The organism is Tessaracoccus terricola (genome assembly GCF_054776555.1).
The window spans coordinates 345,718-359,869 of sequence record NZ_BAAHBS010000005.1 but is presented as its reverse complement, the minus strand read 5'-3'; the positions used below and the strand labels follow the sequence as shown (position 1 = coordinate 359,869).

Sequence of the window (14,152 nt, the reverse complement as noted above, 5' to 3'; positions counted from 1 at the left end):
GCCCCGTGGCGCTATACGCTGTCGGCCATGCAGACGCTCGACGAACTCGCCCACCTGGCGCGGGGCACCTTCGGGCTGTGGCGCCGCCACCTGCCCGCCCTGCTGACTTGGTTGGCGCTGGGCTGGTCGGTCCGGGAGCTGTCGTTCCACGTCGGAGTGCTGCTGGGGCCCAACCGGCTGGCGGCCCTGGCCTGCTTCGCCTTCGGCATGGTGTTCTGGGTGGTCTGCATCATCGCCATGCTGTTCACCGTCACCCGCCACCCGAAGGCGTTCGACGAGGTCACCCGGACCAAGGGCGCCCCACCCATCCGGCAGCGCCGGTGGCGCGACGTGATGATCGAGGCTGTGGTCCCGTTCCTCGCGCTGTACGCGGTGTGGGGCCTGACCGAGGACCAGGTGCAACGGGCCTTCAGCGCCAACCTGACGTGGTGGGGCATCGACGCCGCCAACTTCTCCATCTCGTTCGCCGACTGGCGCCTCTACCTCGTCGTCACGGTGGTGGCCTGGGCGCTGCAGGCGGGGATCGCGTTCCTCGCGCGGGACCGCAAGGGCGTCCTGGTGAGCGTGCTGCTCACGTTCCTGCGCGGCGTGGCGATCCTCACGGCCTTCCTGGGGCTGGACACCATCTGGAACAACGTCACGGTCTGGTTGAAGGGTCGGCAGGTGTGGCAGTGGGGCACCGACGCCTGGGACGGCTTCGTGGTGCTGCTGCCGGAGTTCCACCTACCCGCCGGCATCACGTTGCCGGAGGCGGTGGACCGGCTGGGGCTGTTCATCTGGCACGGGCTGCTGCCCGGCCTGCTGGGAGCGGTGCTGCTGCCCCTGCTGTGGCTCGCGCTCACCGCGCTCACCGTGGGTTGGCACGACTTCACCAGCGGCGTGGCGGGCGGCCGCCTGCTGGGCGTGCTGGACTCCGCCTCGGACCGGGCGCGCCGCCTGGGTGAGCGGCGGGAACGCACGCCGCTGGCCGTCGCCGGACGCGTCGCAGCCGGCCAGCTGGAGCCGCTGCTGCCGGTGGTGGAGGCGTTCCGGCTGGTGATCAGGGCGGGGCTGCCGCTGCTGGGCGCCTACCTGGTGCTGGCGGCGACGGGCAGGGGGCTCAGCACCTGGCTGGACGACTCGATCCTGTGGCTCGTCGGCCCCAACTCGACGGCCATCACGCTGCGCTACGCCTACCTGACGGAGCTCGTGGCGGAACTGCTGGCCTGGCCGCTGCTGGCGTGCCTGTACGCCACCACCTTCGACAGGGTGCTGCAGGTCACCCTCAAGGAGCCTCAGCCCGCAGGGTCGAAGCCGATCCCCTCCGGCTCACCCGCGTAGAACCGGACCGCGACGCGCGCACCGTCGACGGCGGTCTCCGGGACCACCCAGGCCAGGGAGACGGTCCGCTCACTCCCGGGCGTCACCCGTTCGTCCTCGGCGGGGTGGCACTCGGGGCTCAACTCGAGGTCATAGCCGACGTCGAAGTTGCGGGCCCAACTGTCCGGTCCGTTCTCGAGCCTGATGTCGCAGGACAGGTCGAAGCGCTCCTCGGGCACCTCCAGGAGGCGCTGCCTGAACTCGGCCACCAGCGCAACGGCACCTGCCGGGACCGGGTCGCTGCTGCCCTGCGGCTCGTAGTCCACCGCCTCGAGGCTGACGAACTCGAACTCCATGCCGCGCACGGCCACCACCTCGCCGGGCCCAGCCCAGTGGGTGATGATGGGCTGCTGCCTGTCCGAGCGCACCAGGCCTATCCCGATGGCGGTCCCCAGCGCCAGCGCGAGCGCGACGCCGGCCATGATCCAGCGCCTCACCGCCCCGTCACCTCCGTCTGCGGGGCGCGCAGCGTCACCCTGTCACGGACCTCGAGGTCCTCGTCGAGGAGGCCCTCCACCCGGACCCCGGCGCCGTGGGTGAAGATGAATCCCTGCGAGCGCTCGATCGTCATGACCGCGCCCGCCAGGTCGTCGGGGGGTACCTGGAACACCGACGTGCCGGTACTGCTGAAGCCGGGGTCGGTGCGTGGGACTCCCCACCGGGAGGCATACTCGTCGCGCTGCTCGAAGGTGGTGCCGTCGCGCAGCACCAAGTTCACGGCGTTGAAGCTCGAGGACTGGCGGTGGAAGTCGGCCTGCCACTCCACCACCACCCAGACGCCGTCGGTGCCGCGGCCCTCCTCGCCCTCGCTGACCTCGTGCGCCAGTTCCACCCCTAGGACACGCACGTCGAAGTCGGGGCTGGTGATGGTCTGGTCGACGTCGCCGCTGTACCAGCGGGTCACGAAGCCGCCGTCGCGCGTGACCATCCCGATCAGGCCGACGGCCACGAGGCAGGCGGCGAAGGCGGCGATGCGGCCGAGCGTCCTCACTCCTCCACCTCCAGGAAGGTGCACTCCAGGTCCACGACTGCCACCATGCTCGCCGGGTACCAGCGGTCGTTCGAGATGTAGCCGTCGGAGGAGGCCTCGTCGTACAGGCTCACCCGGACGGTCTCGGACGGCTCCCACAGCGGCTGCTCCGTGGTGATGCGCAGGTGGGCAGTGGCCGGGAAGCCCGGGTCGAAGCCTCCGCCGCTGTCAGTCCTGGTGCCGAAGGACTCGTGCTGGAACCCGAACAACTCCCCCGTGGGCAGGTCCACGCCGACCGCGGTGCTGAGGTTGTCGAGCGTGGCGTCCCAGCGGTTGGTGGCCGCGACGTGGATTCGGACGTCGCCGCCGTCGGCCTCGTCGTCGGGCTCCACCTCACAGTGCTCCACGGTGATGTCCCAGCGGCTGAGGGACACCTCCCGGCCCGCATCTACCCGCAGCGGTGCAGGATCCCTGGGCGCGAACCCGCCCGCGAGCGCCAGGCCCCCGAGCACGACCGCGACGACGGCGAACGTGACCAGCCACGTGCGCACCGTCGGGTTGATCCTCGCCATGGATGGCATCGTAGGGGTTGCCGCGTCCAAGCCGCACCCGCCAGGCTCAGCCCGGGTCCTCCACGAGGGCGAGTTGCGTGCCGTCGATGTCCACCAGGTACCCGGCCCGCATGCCCCAGTCCTGCATCCGAACCGGGTGCAGCCGCGGGAACCCGGTGCTGCCCTCAGGCACGCCGGAGTCCCTGATCTCCCGGTAGAGGGAGTCCACGTCGGCCACGCGCACAGTGCACATGGCAGAACTCGTGGCCGGGTCCACTCCCGGGAACAGGAAGAACTCGAGCTGCAGGTCCCCCCGGCGCAGGATCAGCCAGGCGACGCTCCGGTAGGACTCCCGGAACCCGAAGGCCAGGTAGAAGGCCGAGGTGGCGTCGAAGTCACGCGAGGGCAGGTTGGGAATCGCACGGTCGGTCATGGTCCGAACGTACTCGTGGGAGGTCTGCTCGAACCGGACAGGGGAAGAAAAATTATTCGTACAACTGTTCAAATCCAAGCCTTTCTCCGATGGAATTCACTCATGGAAGACATTGCCGGCACGCTCGCCAAGGAGTTCCTCGAGATGGACCAGTTGTCCGAGCTCGTGGCCGCACGCAAGGTGATGCTGCTGGCAGAGCTGGCCTCCAGTTACAGCCTCAATGACGACGACGTCGTGGAGGCCCTGGTGGAGAAGCAGATCCCGATGGGTGACGGCGCCCCGAGCGTGTCTGAGTTCCTGTGCCTGGACGTGGCAGGCCTGTTGCGCTGCACCCCGGCCACCGCGGGCGGGAAGATCGCCGACGCAGTGAACCTCAAGCACCGCCATCCCAACCTGTACGCGCGGATGCGGAAGCTGGAGGTGGGCGCGGACCGTGCCTGCGCCGCGGCCCGCAAGTGCCAGCACCTTCCGCAGGAGGTGGCCGAGAAGGTCACGGACGCCTGGATGAAGACCCAGCACCGGCACGGCTGGACCGCGGCCATGAACCGGCTGCAGAAGGAGATCGCCAACGCCGCCCCGGAGATCACCGCCGCCCGGGAGCGCCGCACCCGCACCCAGCTGGGGGTGCACGTGTGGGGCCTGCACGAGGGCACCATGAACCTGACCGGCCGGCTCGAGACCCTCGACGCCCGCTACCTCGACGCGGCGGTGGAGCGCATCGCAGAGATCCTTGGGGCCGAACAGCCCGGGAGCACGAAGGAGGTGCTGCGCGCCAGGGCCCTCGGCGTCCTCGCCAACCCCGGTTACGCCCTCGCCCTGCTGCAACAGGCAGCGCAGCCGTCGCTGCCCGAGGCGCCCGGGGTGCCCACCGACGACGGCGCCCAGCGCCATGACCCGCACGGCTGCCTCGGCCACCTGTGCGGCACCATCGCCACTCCCCTGCACAAGCTGCGTCCGCAGCTGGGCATCGCGGTACACCTGCACGTGGACGCGCTCGGGAACCTGGAGGGTGCCGCCCGGGTGGAGAAGGCGGGTCACATCACCACCGCCACGCTGGCGGAGGCGCTCGCGGGGGTGGACGTCAAGGTGCTGCCGGTGATCGACCTGGACAACCTGCCCGCCGAGGACCGCTACGTGCCCAGCACGTCGATGCGCCGAGCGGCCGAGCTGGCGGCACCGTACGAACCGTTCCCCTACTCCACCCGGCTGACGCACGGGCTGGACCTGGACCACACCGTCGCGTTCCGCTGCGGCCAACCGGCCCAGACCCGGCTCGGCAACCTAGCCCCGCTGAGCAGACGGGCGCACAGGGCCAAGACGGCCGGCCACTGGCGGGTGGAGCAACCGAAACCCATGGTGGTGTTGTGGGACAGTCCCCTCGGCTTCCAGTACGAGGTGCACCCGACGGCGGGAACGCGCAGGGTGGTCCCGGTCCCGAAGGTGGAACACCCGGCCGAGTTGGAAGCACTCCTGAAGAAGGTCCGCAAGCGAAGGCGGACCGGGAAACCGATGCGAGCACCTTGGTGCGCCCAGCGGGGCTCGAACCCGCGACCCGAGGCTTAAAAGGCCCCTGCTCTACCAACTGAGCTATAGGCGCCCGCACAGTCTAGTGCCTTCGCGCACCCGCTGCGTGGGAGGCTGGTTGCGTGGCTGACTACCTCGGACTGATCATCGCGCTGGGCATCGGCATCCCCCTGCTCGTGGCGGCCGTCCTGTACGACACCCACCGCCGCCGCCGGCTGGAGGGGGACGGCGAGGCACCCCCCGAGCGCGGCACGCCCGAGGTCGACGCGCACCTGCCCGCCTACGTCACCGAGAGCGATGTCGAACGGCTCCCCCGGCCCGGAGCAGACGCCAGGGCCGCGAAGGATCACCCGGGCACGCGGCTCGCCTTCGGGCACGCCCTGCCGGACTTCGCGACGGCCGGCGAACAGGCCGAGTGGCGCGACGTGCGCATCCTGATGGTCGACGGCGAGATCAGCGCCGTGCGGGAACTGCTCGCGCTGCTGGCGAGCGCCACCGAGCAGGCGCCGCTCGCGGTGGTGGCCACGGACATCCACCCGGACGTGCTCAGCACCCTGCGCGCCAACCGCCGGGCCCTGCAGACCGCCGTGGTGGCAGCGAAGGCGCCCGGGAAGGACCTCTACGAGCTCGCGGCGGTGGTGGGCGGCGAGGTCCTCGCCACCCAGGACCTCAAGGCCGGCTACACCCCCGAATCGGCTCTTGGCAGGGCAGACACCTGGACCAGCGACTCGGGCAACACCTGGGTGGAGACCTCCAAAGCCTGAACCTCAAGTGCCACTTGAGAGGTTGGGCGAAACTGATCACCAGCGCCACTCTCAGGCGACTCTCAGCATCGGCCAGAATCAAACAGCCGAGCCACCTCGTCGCGCATAACCCGTAGCCACCCATTTGGCGGGTGATTCGAACACTTGAATCACACTGTTGTGGTTTCGGTGGTGCAATCGGCGTGGCGGCTTGCGGTTCGCTCAGCAAACTCTCAAGTAGCGCTTGTCGAGGCCTCGGAGCGATCCCTAGTCTCCGACCCACTGGGCAAGGAACCCGCCGGAGGTCACCCGACTTCGAGGAAGCGGCGTGTTCCACCCAGTTCTGTGACATCCATCCGAAGGGATCCACTGTGAACCGGGTACTCAAGGGCTTGAGGGGTATCGCCATCGCGGGCACCATGGCCGCCCTCGTCCAGGGAACGGCCAACGTGGCACTCAGCCTGAGCGCCGAGGCCGCCGGCACGCAGCTCACCGCCACCACGGCCGTGAACGTGCGCTCGGGGCCGTCCGTGACCAACGCCCGGGTGGGCATCCTGTACAAGGGTGAGCGGGTCTCCGCGGGCAGCAGCAAGAACGGCTGGACCGAGGTCTCCTGGAACGGCAAGACCGCCTACATCGCAACCGCCTACCTGACCAGCGGCTCCGTCGCCAAGAACGCCGCACCCTCCCCCGCCGCCTCCGCGGCCCAGGGCACCGCATACACGACGGCGAACCTGAACCTGCGCGTCGGACCGACGATCAACGACCCGGTCTCGGTGGTGGCCACCCAGGGCGCCAAGCTCACCCTCACCGGAAAGATCAGCGGCTCCTACTCGCAGGTCCAGTACAACTCCACCACCCTGTGGGCCTCCACCAGCTACCTGTCGAGCTCCGAGGGCGCCCCGACGCAGTCACTGCCGGCCATCAAGCAGAAGGCCCGCGCCACTGCGGCACTGATGATCCGCACCACCTCGGGGCGTGACTTCAAGTCACTGGGCGACGTCCCGCGCGGCACCATCCTGGAACTCACGGGAACCGTGCAGAACAACATGGCGCAGGTGGTGTGGCAGAGCAACGTGCGCTGGGTGAACAACTCCTACCTGACCCGCTTGACGGAGACGGTCCCCACCGCGCCCGGCGTCCCGGACACCACCACGCAGTACGCCACCGCGAACCTGAACATCTGGCACGCAGCCACGGGCACCGCCTACACCGGCGAGATCCCGCGCGGCTCCGCCGTCGCAGTCACCGGCACCGTCACCAGCGGCCGCGCCCAGATCGTCCACAACGGTGCGATCCGCTGGGTGACGGCCAAGTACCTGTCCGCGTCCAAGCCGTCCGAACCCGCTCCCCCGCCGAGCGGTGGCGGCTCCGACCGGGGCGACATCAACAAGGGCTACTCCAGCGGCCTGGACAAGACCAACGCCAACGTCCAGCGCATCGCCTGGCACGTCTGGGACAACTACCCCCAGATCAAGACCCAGTACGGCTGGCGTCGCGACGTGACCCCGGACCACCCGGCCGGCCGCGCCGTGGACGTCATGATCCCCAACTACAAGAACAACAAGGCCTTGGGCTGGGAGATCGCCTACTACTTCCAGAAGCACGCCTCGGAGTTCAACATCAACTACATCATCTTCGACCAGAAGATCTGGAGCGTGGCCCGCAACAAGGAGGGTTGGCGCGCGATGGCCAACCGTGGCGGCGACACCGCCAACCACAAGGACCACGTTCACATCAACACCTACGGCTGATCCCCCGGGCCGAAGGAAACCCGGACCCCACTCCCGCCCGAAGCTGTTCGCGGGGGTGGGGTCCGGCGTTTGCAACCCCGGGCCGAAGCCCTCTATCCTTGTGCAGTCCGGTCCCCATCGTCTAGCGGCCTAGGACTCCGCCCTTTCACGGCGGCAGCACGGGTTCGAATCCCGTTGGGGATGCCAAGTCCTTCCCGTCTGGGAGGGGTTTGAACTGGTAACTGACTAGCGTCGGAGCCCGATTTCCCTTCCGGGGAAACACCACGCTATAGTTACCGGGCTGGCTCAGCCAGCAAGGTCAAGAAATTGGCCCCGTAGCGCAGTTGGTTAGCGCGCCGCCCTGTCACGGCGGAGGTCGCGGGTTCGAGTCCCGTCGGGGTCGCTGGTAAGCGCATCAGCGCAAAGCCACCTGGCCAGGTAGCTCAGCTGGTAGCAGCGTTCGCCTGAAAAGTGAAAGGTCGCCGGTTCGATCCCGGCCCTGGCCACCAGAACACCCCGCTCACCGAGCGGGGTTTTTGTTTGTACGGATCAGCCGTAGGTGGCGAGCCAGCGGCGGAGCTCGGTGAAGAACTCCGCACGGACGGCCTCGGGAGACAGCACGAGGTCGTGCAGGCCGTCCTGGATGCGCACGAGGGTCACGTGCCGGCCCAGCATGGGGGCACGCGAGGCGAGGCTCTCCACGTCGAGGACGATGTCGGCCTTGGTGAGCTCCTCGGTCCACTTGGCAGGGATCACCGTGCGTTCGGAGATGGCCATGAAGATGGGGACCTGGATCCCGAGCCCGGCAGCCACCTTGGCGTGGCCGGTCATGATGGCCGCCAGCCAGCCCACCCGCACCCGGAAGGCCTTGTGGCCCTTGTAGTTCTCGTTGTAGTCCCACTCCCCCTCCTGGGAGGCGTGGATGGAACGTCGGTAGAAGCCGACCTCGGAGACCCGCAGGGCCGCCAGCGGGTTCAACTGGCCGACGGCGTTCAGCATGGGCGCGATCGCGGGCCGGAGCGCCGGATAGCCCTGCAGCTCCAGCCACGGGGAGTTCAGCACCAGCGCCTTCGCCCGCTCCGGGTGCGCCCGCAGCCACAGGGCCGCCACCAGGCCGCCGGTGGAGTGGCCGACGACCACCAGCTCGTCGTGGCCCTCCTGGGCGATCACGTCGGCCGTCCGGTTCAGTTCGTCGTGGTACTGCGCCAGGTCGGTGGTGAAACCGGCCAACTGGCCGGGACGCAGCGAGCGCCCGTAGCGGTGCAGGTCCACGGCATAGAAGTCGTAGCCCGCGTCGGCGAACTCGTCGGCCATGTGCCGCTGGAAGAAGTAGTCACTCCAGCCATGGACGTACAGCACGGCACGACGAGTTGCCGGCGGGTTGCGCCGGATGATTGTGGCAACCAGAGATCCCGGTTCCTCACCGTTGAATGTCGGTAGGTCTGGGAGCTCGAGTGTGAGGACCTCGAAGGATTCCAGCTCCTGGTCCGGAGCCCACACGAGGCTGGGCGGACGCTCAGCCTCGGGAGTCGTCGTCCTCGTCCTCTACAGCGTCGTCAGCATCGTCGAGGTAGGTTCCACCGTGTCCGTACTCCTCGGCGAGATCCGCGTACGCGTCGGGGATCTCCTCCGTCTCGGTGTAGCTCTCACCTCTGAGCTCACGCTCCAGTGACGCAAAATCGGTGTCCACAGGGCGATACTTCAGATCGCGGGCCACCTTGGTCTGCTTCGCCTTTGCACGGCCGCGCCCCATATCGGGTCGACCCCCTCGCTTTGTCCCTCGCGGCCTTGCCGCGGAATCTGTCAATAACTCGTGGGCCATAGGCTACCGGAGGTCGCGGACAAACCAAAGAACACGCCCAACCGCGTGGTCGCTAAGCTGTCGGTCGACGCACCGAGATCATTGGAGAGCACATGGGCAAGATCATCTACACGCTGACCGACGAGGCGCCGTTGCTGGCGACGTACTCGTTCCTGCCGATCATCGAGGCATACGCGAGCCAGGCCGGGGTCGACGTCGAAACCCGCGACATCTCGCTGGCCTCGCGCATCGTCGCGCAGTTCGCCGACAGGCTGCCCGCGGACCAGCAGGAGTCCGACGCGCTCGCCGAGCTCGGCCGGCTGGCCAAGACCCCCGATGCCAACATCATCAAGCTGCCAAACGTCTCTGCCTCCATCCCGCAGCTGAAGGCGGCCATCGCGGAGCTGCAGGGCCAGGGCATCGCCGTGCCGAACTTCCCCGAGGACCCCAGCACCGACGAGGAGCGCGAGGTCCGCGACCGTTACGGCAAGGTGCTCGGCTCGGCCGTGAACCCGGTGCTGCGCGAGGGCAACTCGGACCGCCGCGCCCCCGAGTCGGTGAAGAACTACGCCCGCAAGAACCCGCACCGCATGGGCAAGTGGGAGACCACCTCCCGTACCGAGGTGGCCACCATGGATCACGCCGACTTCCGCCACAACGAGAAGTCGGTCATCCTGCCCGCCGCGGACACCCTCCAGATCGTGCACGAGGCCGTCGACGGCACCGTGACCGTGCTGAAGGACGACCTCAAGGTGGAGGCCGGCGAGATCGTCGACGGCACCGTCATGCACGGCGCCGTCCTGACCAACTTCCTGCGCGAGCAGATCGTGCGGGCCAAGCGCGCCGACGTGCTGTTCTCCGTACACCTGAAGGCCACCATGATGAAGGTCTCGGACCCCATCATCTTCGGCCACGTGATCCGCGCGTTCTTCGCCTCCGTCTTCGAGTCCTACGGCGACGAGATCGCCGCCGCCGGCCTCTCCCCCAACGACGGTCTGGGCGCCCTGCTCGCCGGGGTCGACGCCCTGCCGAACGGCGCGAAGATCCGTGCCGCGATCGAGACCGCGCTCGAGAACGGTCCCCGCCTGGCGATGGTCAACTCGGACAAGGGCATCACCAACCTGCACGTCCCGTCCGACGTCATCGTCGACGCCTCGATGCCCGCGATGATCCGCACCTCGGGCCACATGTGGGGCCCCGACGGCGAGGAGGACGACACCCTCGCAGTCATCCCCGACTCCTCCTACGCCGGCGTCTACCAGGCCGTGATCGAGGACTGCAAGGCCAACGGCGCCTACGACCCCACCACCATGGGCTCGGTGCCCAACGTGGGCCTGATGGCGCAGAAGGCCGAGGAGTACGGCAGCCACGACAAGACCTTCGAGATGTCCGCCCCGGGCAAGGTCCAGGTGCTGAACTCCGCCGGAGAGGTGCTCATCAGCCACGAGGTGCACGAGGGCGACATCTGGCGCGCCTGCCAGACCAAGGACGCCCCCGTGGCCGACTGGGTGAAGCTGGCCGTCACGCGCGCCCGCGCCACCGGCTGGCCGGCGGTGTTCTGGCTCGACGAGACCCGCGCCCACGATCGCAACGTCATGAGCAAGGTCAAGACCTACCTCGCGGACCACGACACCGAGGGCCTTGAGATCTCGATCATGAACCCGGTGGACGCCACCCGCTTCAGCATCGAGCGCATCCGCCGCGGCGAGAACACGATCTCGGTGACCGGCAACGTGCTGCGTGACTACCTCACGGACCTGTTCCCGATCCTCGAGCTCGGCACCTCGGCCAAGATGCTGTCCGTGGTACCGCTGATGAACGGGGGCGGCCTGTTCGAGACCGGCGCCGGCGGCTCCGCACCGAAGCACGTGCAGCAGCTCGTCGCCGAGAACTACCTGCGTTGGGACTCCCTCGGCGAGTTCCTGGCGCTGGCCGCGTCGTTCGAGCACCTCGCGGGTTCCGAGGACAACGCCAAGGCGCAGGTGCTCGCGGACACGCTGGACCGCGCCACCGGCCAGTTCCTCGACAACGACAAGTCCCCCACACGTCGCCTCGGCGGCATCGACAACCGCGGCTCGCACTTCTACCTGGCGCTCTACTGGGCCCAGGAGCTGGCGGCACAGGATGCCGACGCCGAGCTGGCAGCGGCGTTCAAGGACGTTGCCCAGCGCCTCACGGACCAGGAGACCACCATCGTGGACGAACTGCTGGCCGTACAGGGGTCCCCGGCCGACATCGGCGGCTACTACCGCCCCGAGGCGGCCCTCGCGGGCGCCGTGATGCGTCCGTCGAAGACCCTCAACGAGATCATCGACTCCATCAACTGACCCGCCGACGACGGCGCCGCACCCACTCCCGGGTGCGGCGCCGTCGCTGTTCGCAGGGTCCACGACTCAAGTAATTTTCTGAAAACTTGCCCTCAGGGGCGAAAACGTGGCCGAAGTGTCCTAGTCTGGTCGCATGCCTGAGTCCCTGAACACAGATTGCGTGGCCCACTCCACGCAGCGAAGCACCTCCCGCAACGGCAATGACCCCATCGCCGTCATCAAGGATGACCCGCGACAGAGCGTGTCCGGTTTCACGACCGAGTTCATGCGCGAACTCCACAACCGCCAGGGCGTGAGCCTGAAGGACTCCAGCCTCCACGACAAGTTCCAGGCCACGGCCAGCGCCGTGCGCCACTACATGGTGGACGAGTGGCTGGAGACCAAGGAGAAGGACGCCGCCGCGAAGCCGAAGACCGTCGGCTACCTCTCCGCCGAGTACCTCCTGGGCCCCCAACTGGACAACGCGCTGCTGGCCACGGACCTCACCGAAATCGTCGAGGAGTCGCTGGCGCAGCACGGCATCGACCTGGCCGAGGTCAGGGCGCAGGAGGTGGAGCCGGGCCTCGGCAACGGTGGCCTCGGCCGCCTGGCCGCGTGCTTCATCGACTCCCTCGCGACGATGGACGTCCCCTGCATCGGGTACGGCATCCGCTACGAGTACGGCATCTTCCGCCAGACCTTCGTCGACGGCCACCAGGTGGAGGAGGCCGACACCTGGCTCGCGCTCGAGTCCCCGTGGGAGTTCGTGCACCCGGAGAACGCCGTCCAGGTGAACTTCGGTGGCCACACCGAGAACTGGACCGACGACGACGGCCGCGAGCGCACCCGCTGGGTGCCGGGGTGGGGCGTCCAGGGCCTCCCGTACAACTACCTGGTGCCCGGCTACGGCACCCGCCGCGTGAACACACTGCGCCTGTGGGGCGCTCGCGCGAACAATCAGTTCGACCTGCAGACCTTCAACCAGGGCGACTACGTAGAGGCCGTCCGCGCGCAGACCTTCGCCGAGAACATCTCCAAGGTGCTCTACCCCGAGGACTCCACGCCGCAGGGCAAGGAGCTGCGCCTGCAGCAGCAGTACTTCTTCGTCGCGTGTTCGCTGCGCGACTTCATCGACAACGAGTTGGAGCCCGGCTTCGACCTGCACCGTCTCGGCGAGCGGATCGTCTTCCAGCTCAACGACACCCACCCGGTGATCGCCGTTCCGGAGCTGATGCGCATCCTCATCGACGAGAAGGGCTTCGAGTGGGACGAGGCGTGGGAGGTCACGAAGTCCTGCTTCGCCTACACCTGCCACACCCTCCTCCCGGAGGCCTTGGAGGTCTGGCCCACCGAGCTGCTCGGCCGACTGCTGCCCCGCCACCTGCAGATCATCAACCTGATCAACGTGTCCTTCATGGCCGAGGTGCGCGCCACCTTCCCCGGCGACGAGGCCCGCGCCCTGCGCATGTCCATCGTCACCGAGCACCCCGTCCAGTCCGTGCGGATGGCCCACCTGGCCACCGTCGCCGGCTCCAAGGTCAACGGCGTCGCCGCGCTCCACAGCCAGCTACTGCGGGACAAGGTGCTGCCCGACTTCTCCGCCCTGTGGCCCGAGAAGTTCACCAACGTGACCAACGGCGTCACCCCGCGTCGCTTCGTGCGCCAGTCCAACCCGCTGCTGTCCGAGCTGGTGACCAGCCGGATCGGCGCCGGTTGGATCAAGGACCTGGACCAGTTCGACCGCCTCGAGCCGCTGGCCGACGACGCGGGCTTCCGTCAGGCGTTCCGCGACGTGAAGGCGGCCAACAAGGACATCCTGCGCGAGGTGCTCCGCAAGCGCGACGGCATCGACCTGCCCAAGGGCCACCTGCTCGACGTGATGGTCAAGCGCCTGCACGAGTACAAGCGCCAGACGCTGAAGCTCCTGCACGTGGTGTCCCTGTACGAGCAGGTGCTCTCCGGCAAGCGCGCCGTCGAGGACCTCACGCCCCGCACCGTCATCTTCGGCGCGAAGGCCGCCCCCGGCTACCGCCTGGCCAAGGAGATCATCCACCTGATCAACTCCGTGGCCGCCGTCGTGAACGCGGACGCCCGCCTCGAGGGACGCCTGAAGGTCGCATTCCCGGCGAACTACAACGTCACGCTCGCAGAGCGTCTGATCCCGGCCGCGGACCTGTCCGAGCAGATCTCGCTCGCCGGCCTGGAGGCTTCCGGTACCGGCAACATGAAGTTCGCCCTCAACGGCGCACTCACCATCGGCACGGACGACGGCGCCAACGTCGAGATCCGCGGCCTGGTGGGCGACGACAACTTCTTCCTGTTCGGCATGGACGAGCCGAAGGCCGCCGCGCTCCGGGAGCAGGGCTACCGCGCGCGCTCGTACTACGAGACCAACGAGGACCTCCGGGCCACGATCGACCTGATCGGATCCGGCGCCTTCTCCAACGGCGACCGGGGAACCTTCGGGCCCGTCCTGTCCGCCCTCGTGGACGACGACCGCTTCATGGCCTTCGCCGACTTCGCCAGCTACCTGCAGGCCCAGGAAGCCGTCGAGGCCAAGTACGCGGACCAGGAGGCATGGACGCGTTCCGCCATCCTCAACGTGGCCCGCACCGGCTACTTCAGCTCCGACCGCTCGATGCGCGACTACCTGGACCGCATCTGGCACGCAAAGCCGGTGGTCTGACCCACTCCCGAAACCCCGCGGCAGGTTCCCCCTGCCGCGGGGTTTT

The 14,152-nt window shown here is 68.3% G+C and carries 12 protein-coding genes and 4 tRNA genes; 8 read left to right on the top strand and 8 right to left on the bottom strand.

What is annotated here, in order from left to right; genetic code table 11:
• Positions 1–27 precede the first annotated feature (27 nt).
• Positions 28–1,320, top strand: coding sequence for a hypothetical protein (locus ACYU7G_RS11490; RefSeq protein WP_461107918.1), 1,293 nt, complete (start codon positions 28–30; stop codon positions 1,318–1,320).
• On the opposite strand, the gene ACYU7G_RS11485 is transcribed toward ACYU7G_RS11490, so the two are convergent.
• The 6 genes from ACYU7G_RS11485 to ACYU7G_RS11460 all read right to left on the bottom strand — a co-directional run bounded on the left by ACYU7G_RS11485 (position 1,275) and on the right by ACYU7G_RS11460 (position 4,910).
• Positions 1,275–1,796 carry a hypothetical protein gene (locus ACYU7G_RS11485; RefSeq protein WP_461107916.1) on the bottom strand — a complete coding sequence of 174 codons (522 nt, stop codon included), beginning with the start codon at positions 1,794–1,796 and terminating at the stop codon, positions 1,275–1,277. The two genes, ACYU7G_RS11490 and ACYU7G_RS11485, sit on opposite strands and share 46 nt — an antisense overlap.
• Entirely contained in the window at positions 1,793–2,350 is a 558-nt protein-coding gene (locus ACYU7G_RS11480; protein ID WP_461107915.1) for a hypothetical protein, read from the bottom strand. The genes ACYU7G_RS11485 and ACYU7G_RS11480 overlap by 4 nt, the downstream gene beginning before the upstream one ends.
• Complete coding sequence (locus ACYU7G_RS11475; RefSeq protein WP_461107913.1) at positions 2,347–2,901, bottom strand: hypothetical protein; 555 nt, start codon at positions 2,899–2,901, stop codon at positions 2,347–2,349. The genes ACYU7G_RS11480 and ACYU7G_RS11475 overlap by 4 nt, the downstream gene beginning before the upstream one ends.
• Before the next feature lie 46 nt (positions 2,902–2,947).
• A complete protein-coding gene (locus ACYU7G_RS11470) occupies positions 2,948–3,313 on the bottom strand; it encodes a bleomycin resistance protein (RefSeq protein WP_461107911.1) in 366 nt (121 codons plus the stop codon).
• A 96-nt stretch (positions 3,314–3,409) separates the two neighbouring features.
• Complete coding sequence (locus ACYU7G_RS11465) at positions 3,410–4,351, bottom strand: hypothetical protein (RefSeq protein WP_461107909.1); 942 nt, start codon at positions 4,349–4,351, stop codon at positions 3,410–3,412.
• A gap of 483 nt (positions 4,352–4,834) precedes the next feature.
• A tRNA-Lys gene (locus ACYU7G_RS11460) sits at positions 4,835–4,910 on the bottom strand.
• Between the two features lie 49 nt (positions 4,911–4,959).
• Between ACYU7G_RS11460 and ACYU7G_RS11455 the strand changes: the two genes are divergently transcribed.
• The 5 genes from ACYU7G_RS11455 (at position 4,960) to ACYU7G_RS11435 (ending at position 7,822) form a co-directional block, all read left to right on the top strand.
• A complete protein-coding gene (locus ACYU7G_RS11455) occupies positions 4,960–5,601 on the top strand; it encodes a hypothetical protein (RefSeq protein ID WP_461107907.1) in 642 nt (213 codons plus the stop codon).
• A 350-nt stretch (positions 5,602–5,951) separates the two neighbouring features.
• Positions 5,952–7,334: an SH3 domain-containing protein gene (locus ACYU7G_RS11450; protein WP_461107905.1), complete on the top strand. Its 1,383-nt coding sequence runs from the start codon at positions 5,952–5,954 to the stop codon at positions 7,332–7,334.
• Between the two features lie 110 nt (positions 7,335–7,444).
• Positions 7,445–7,520, top strand: a tRNA-Glu gene (locus ACYU7G_RS11445).
• A 122-nt stretch (positions 7,521–7,642) separates the two neighbouring features.
• Positions 7,643–7,716 (top strand) — tRNA-Asp (locus ACYU7G_RS11440).
• A gap of 29 nt (positions 7,717–7,745) precedes the next feature.
• A tRNA-Phe gene (locus tag ACYU7G_RS11435) sits at positions 7,746–7,822 on the top strand.
• A 40-nt stretch (positions 7,823–7,862) separates the two neighbouring features.
• Here ACYU7G_RS11435 and ACYU7G_RS11430 read toward each other — a convergent pair.
• Positions 7,863–8,672 (bottom strand): alpha/beta hydrolase, encoded by an 810-nt coding sequence (locus tag ACYU7G_RS11430; RefSeq protein ID WP_461107903.1) that lies wholly within the window; start codon positions 8,670–8,672, stop codon positions 7,863–7,865.
• Positions 8,673–8,829: 157 nt separating this feature from the next.
• Positions 8,830–9,066, bottom strand: a complete 237-nt coding sequence (locus ACYU7G_RS11425; protein ID WP_461107901.1) for a DUF3073 domain-containing protein — start codon at positions 9,064–9,066, stop codon at positions 8,830–8,832.
• 161 nt (positions 9,067–9,227) lie between these two features.
• On the opposite strand from ACYU7G_RS11425, the gene ACYU7G_RS11420 reads away from it, so the two are divergent.
• Positions 9,228–11,441: an NADP-dependent isocitrate dehydrogenase gene (locus tag ACYU7G_RS11420; RefSeq protein ID WP_461107899.1), complete on the top strand. Its 2,214-nt coding sequence runs from the start codon at positions 9,228–9,230 to the stop codon at positions 11,439–11,441.
• A 133-nt stretch (positions 11,442–11,574) separates the two neighbouring features.
• Entirely contained in the window at positions 11,575–14,106 is a 2,532-nt protein-coding gene (locus tag ACYU7G_RS11415; RefSeq protein WP_461107897.1) for a glycogen/starch/alpha-glucan phosphorylase, read from the top strand.
• Positions 14,107–14,152 lie beyond the last annotated feature (46 nt).

Coding starts and splice junctions, on each gene's coding strand:
- ACYU7G_RS11425 (WP_461107901.1), bottom strand. CDS start 9,066: ATGGGGCGCGGCCGTGCAAAGGCGAAGCAGACCAAGGTGGCCCGCGAT.
- ACYU7G_RS11420 (WP_461107899.1), top strand. CDS start 9,228: ATGGGCAAGATCATCTACACGCTGACCGACGAGGCGCCGTTGCTGGCG.
- ACYU7G_RS11415 (WP_461107897.1), top strand. CDS start 11,575: ATGCCTGAGTCCCTGAACACAGATTGCGTGGCCCACTCCACGCAGCGA.
- ACYU7G_RS11475 (WP_461107913.1), bottom strand. CDS start 2,901: ATGGCGAGGATCAACCCGACGGTGCGCACGTGGCTGGTCACGTTCGCC.
- ACYU7G_RS11490 (WP_461107918.1), top strand. CDS start 28: ATGCAGACGCTCGACGAACTCGCCCACCTGGCGCGGGGCACCTTCGGG.
- ACYU7G_RS11470 (WP_461107911.1), bottom strand. CDS start 3,313: ATGACCGACCGTGCGATTCCCAACCTGCCCTCGCGTGACTTCGACGCC.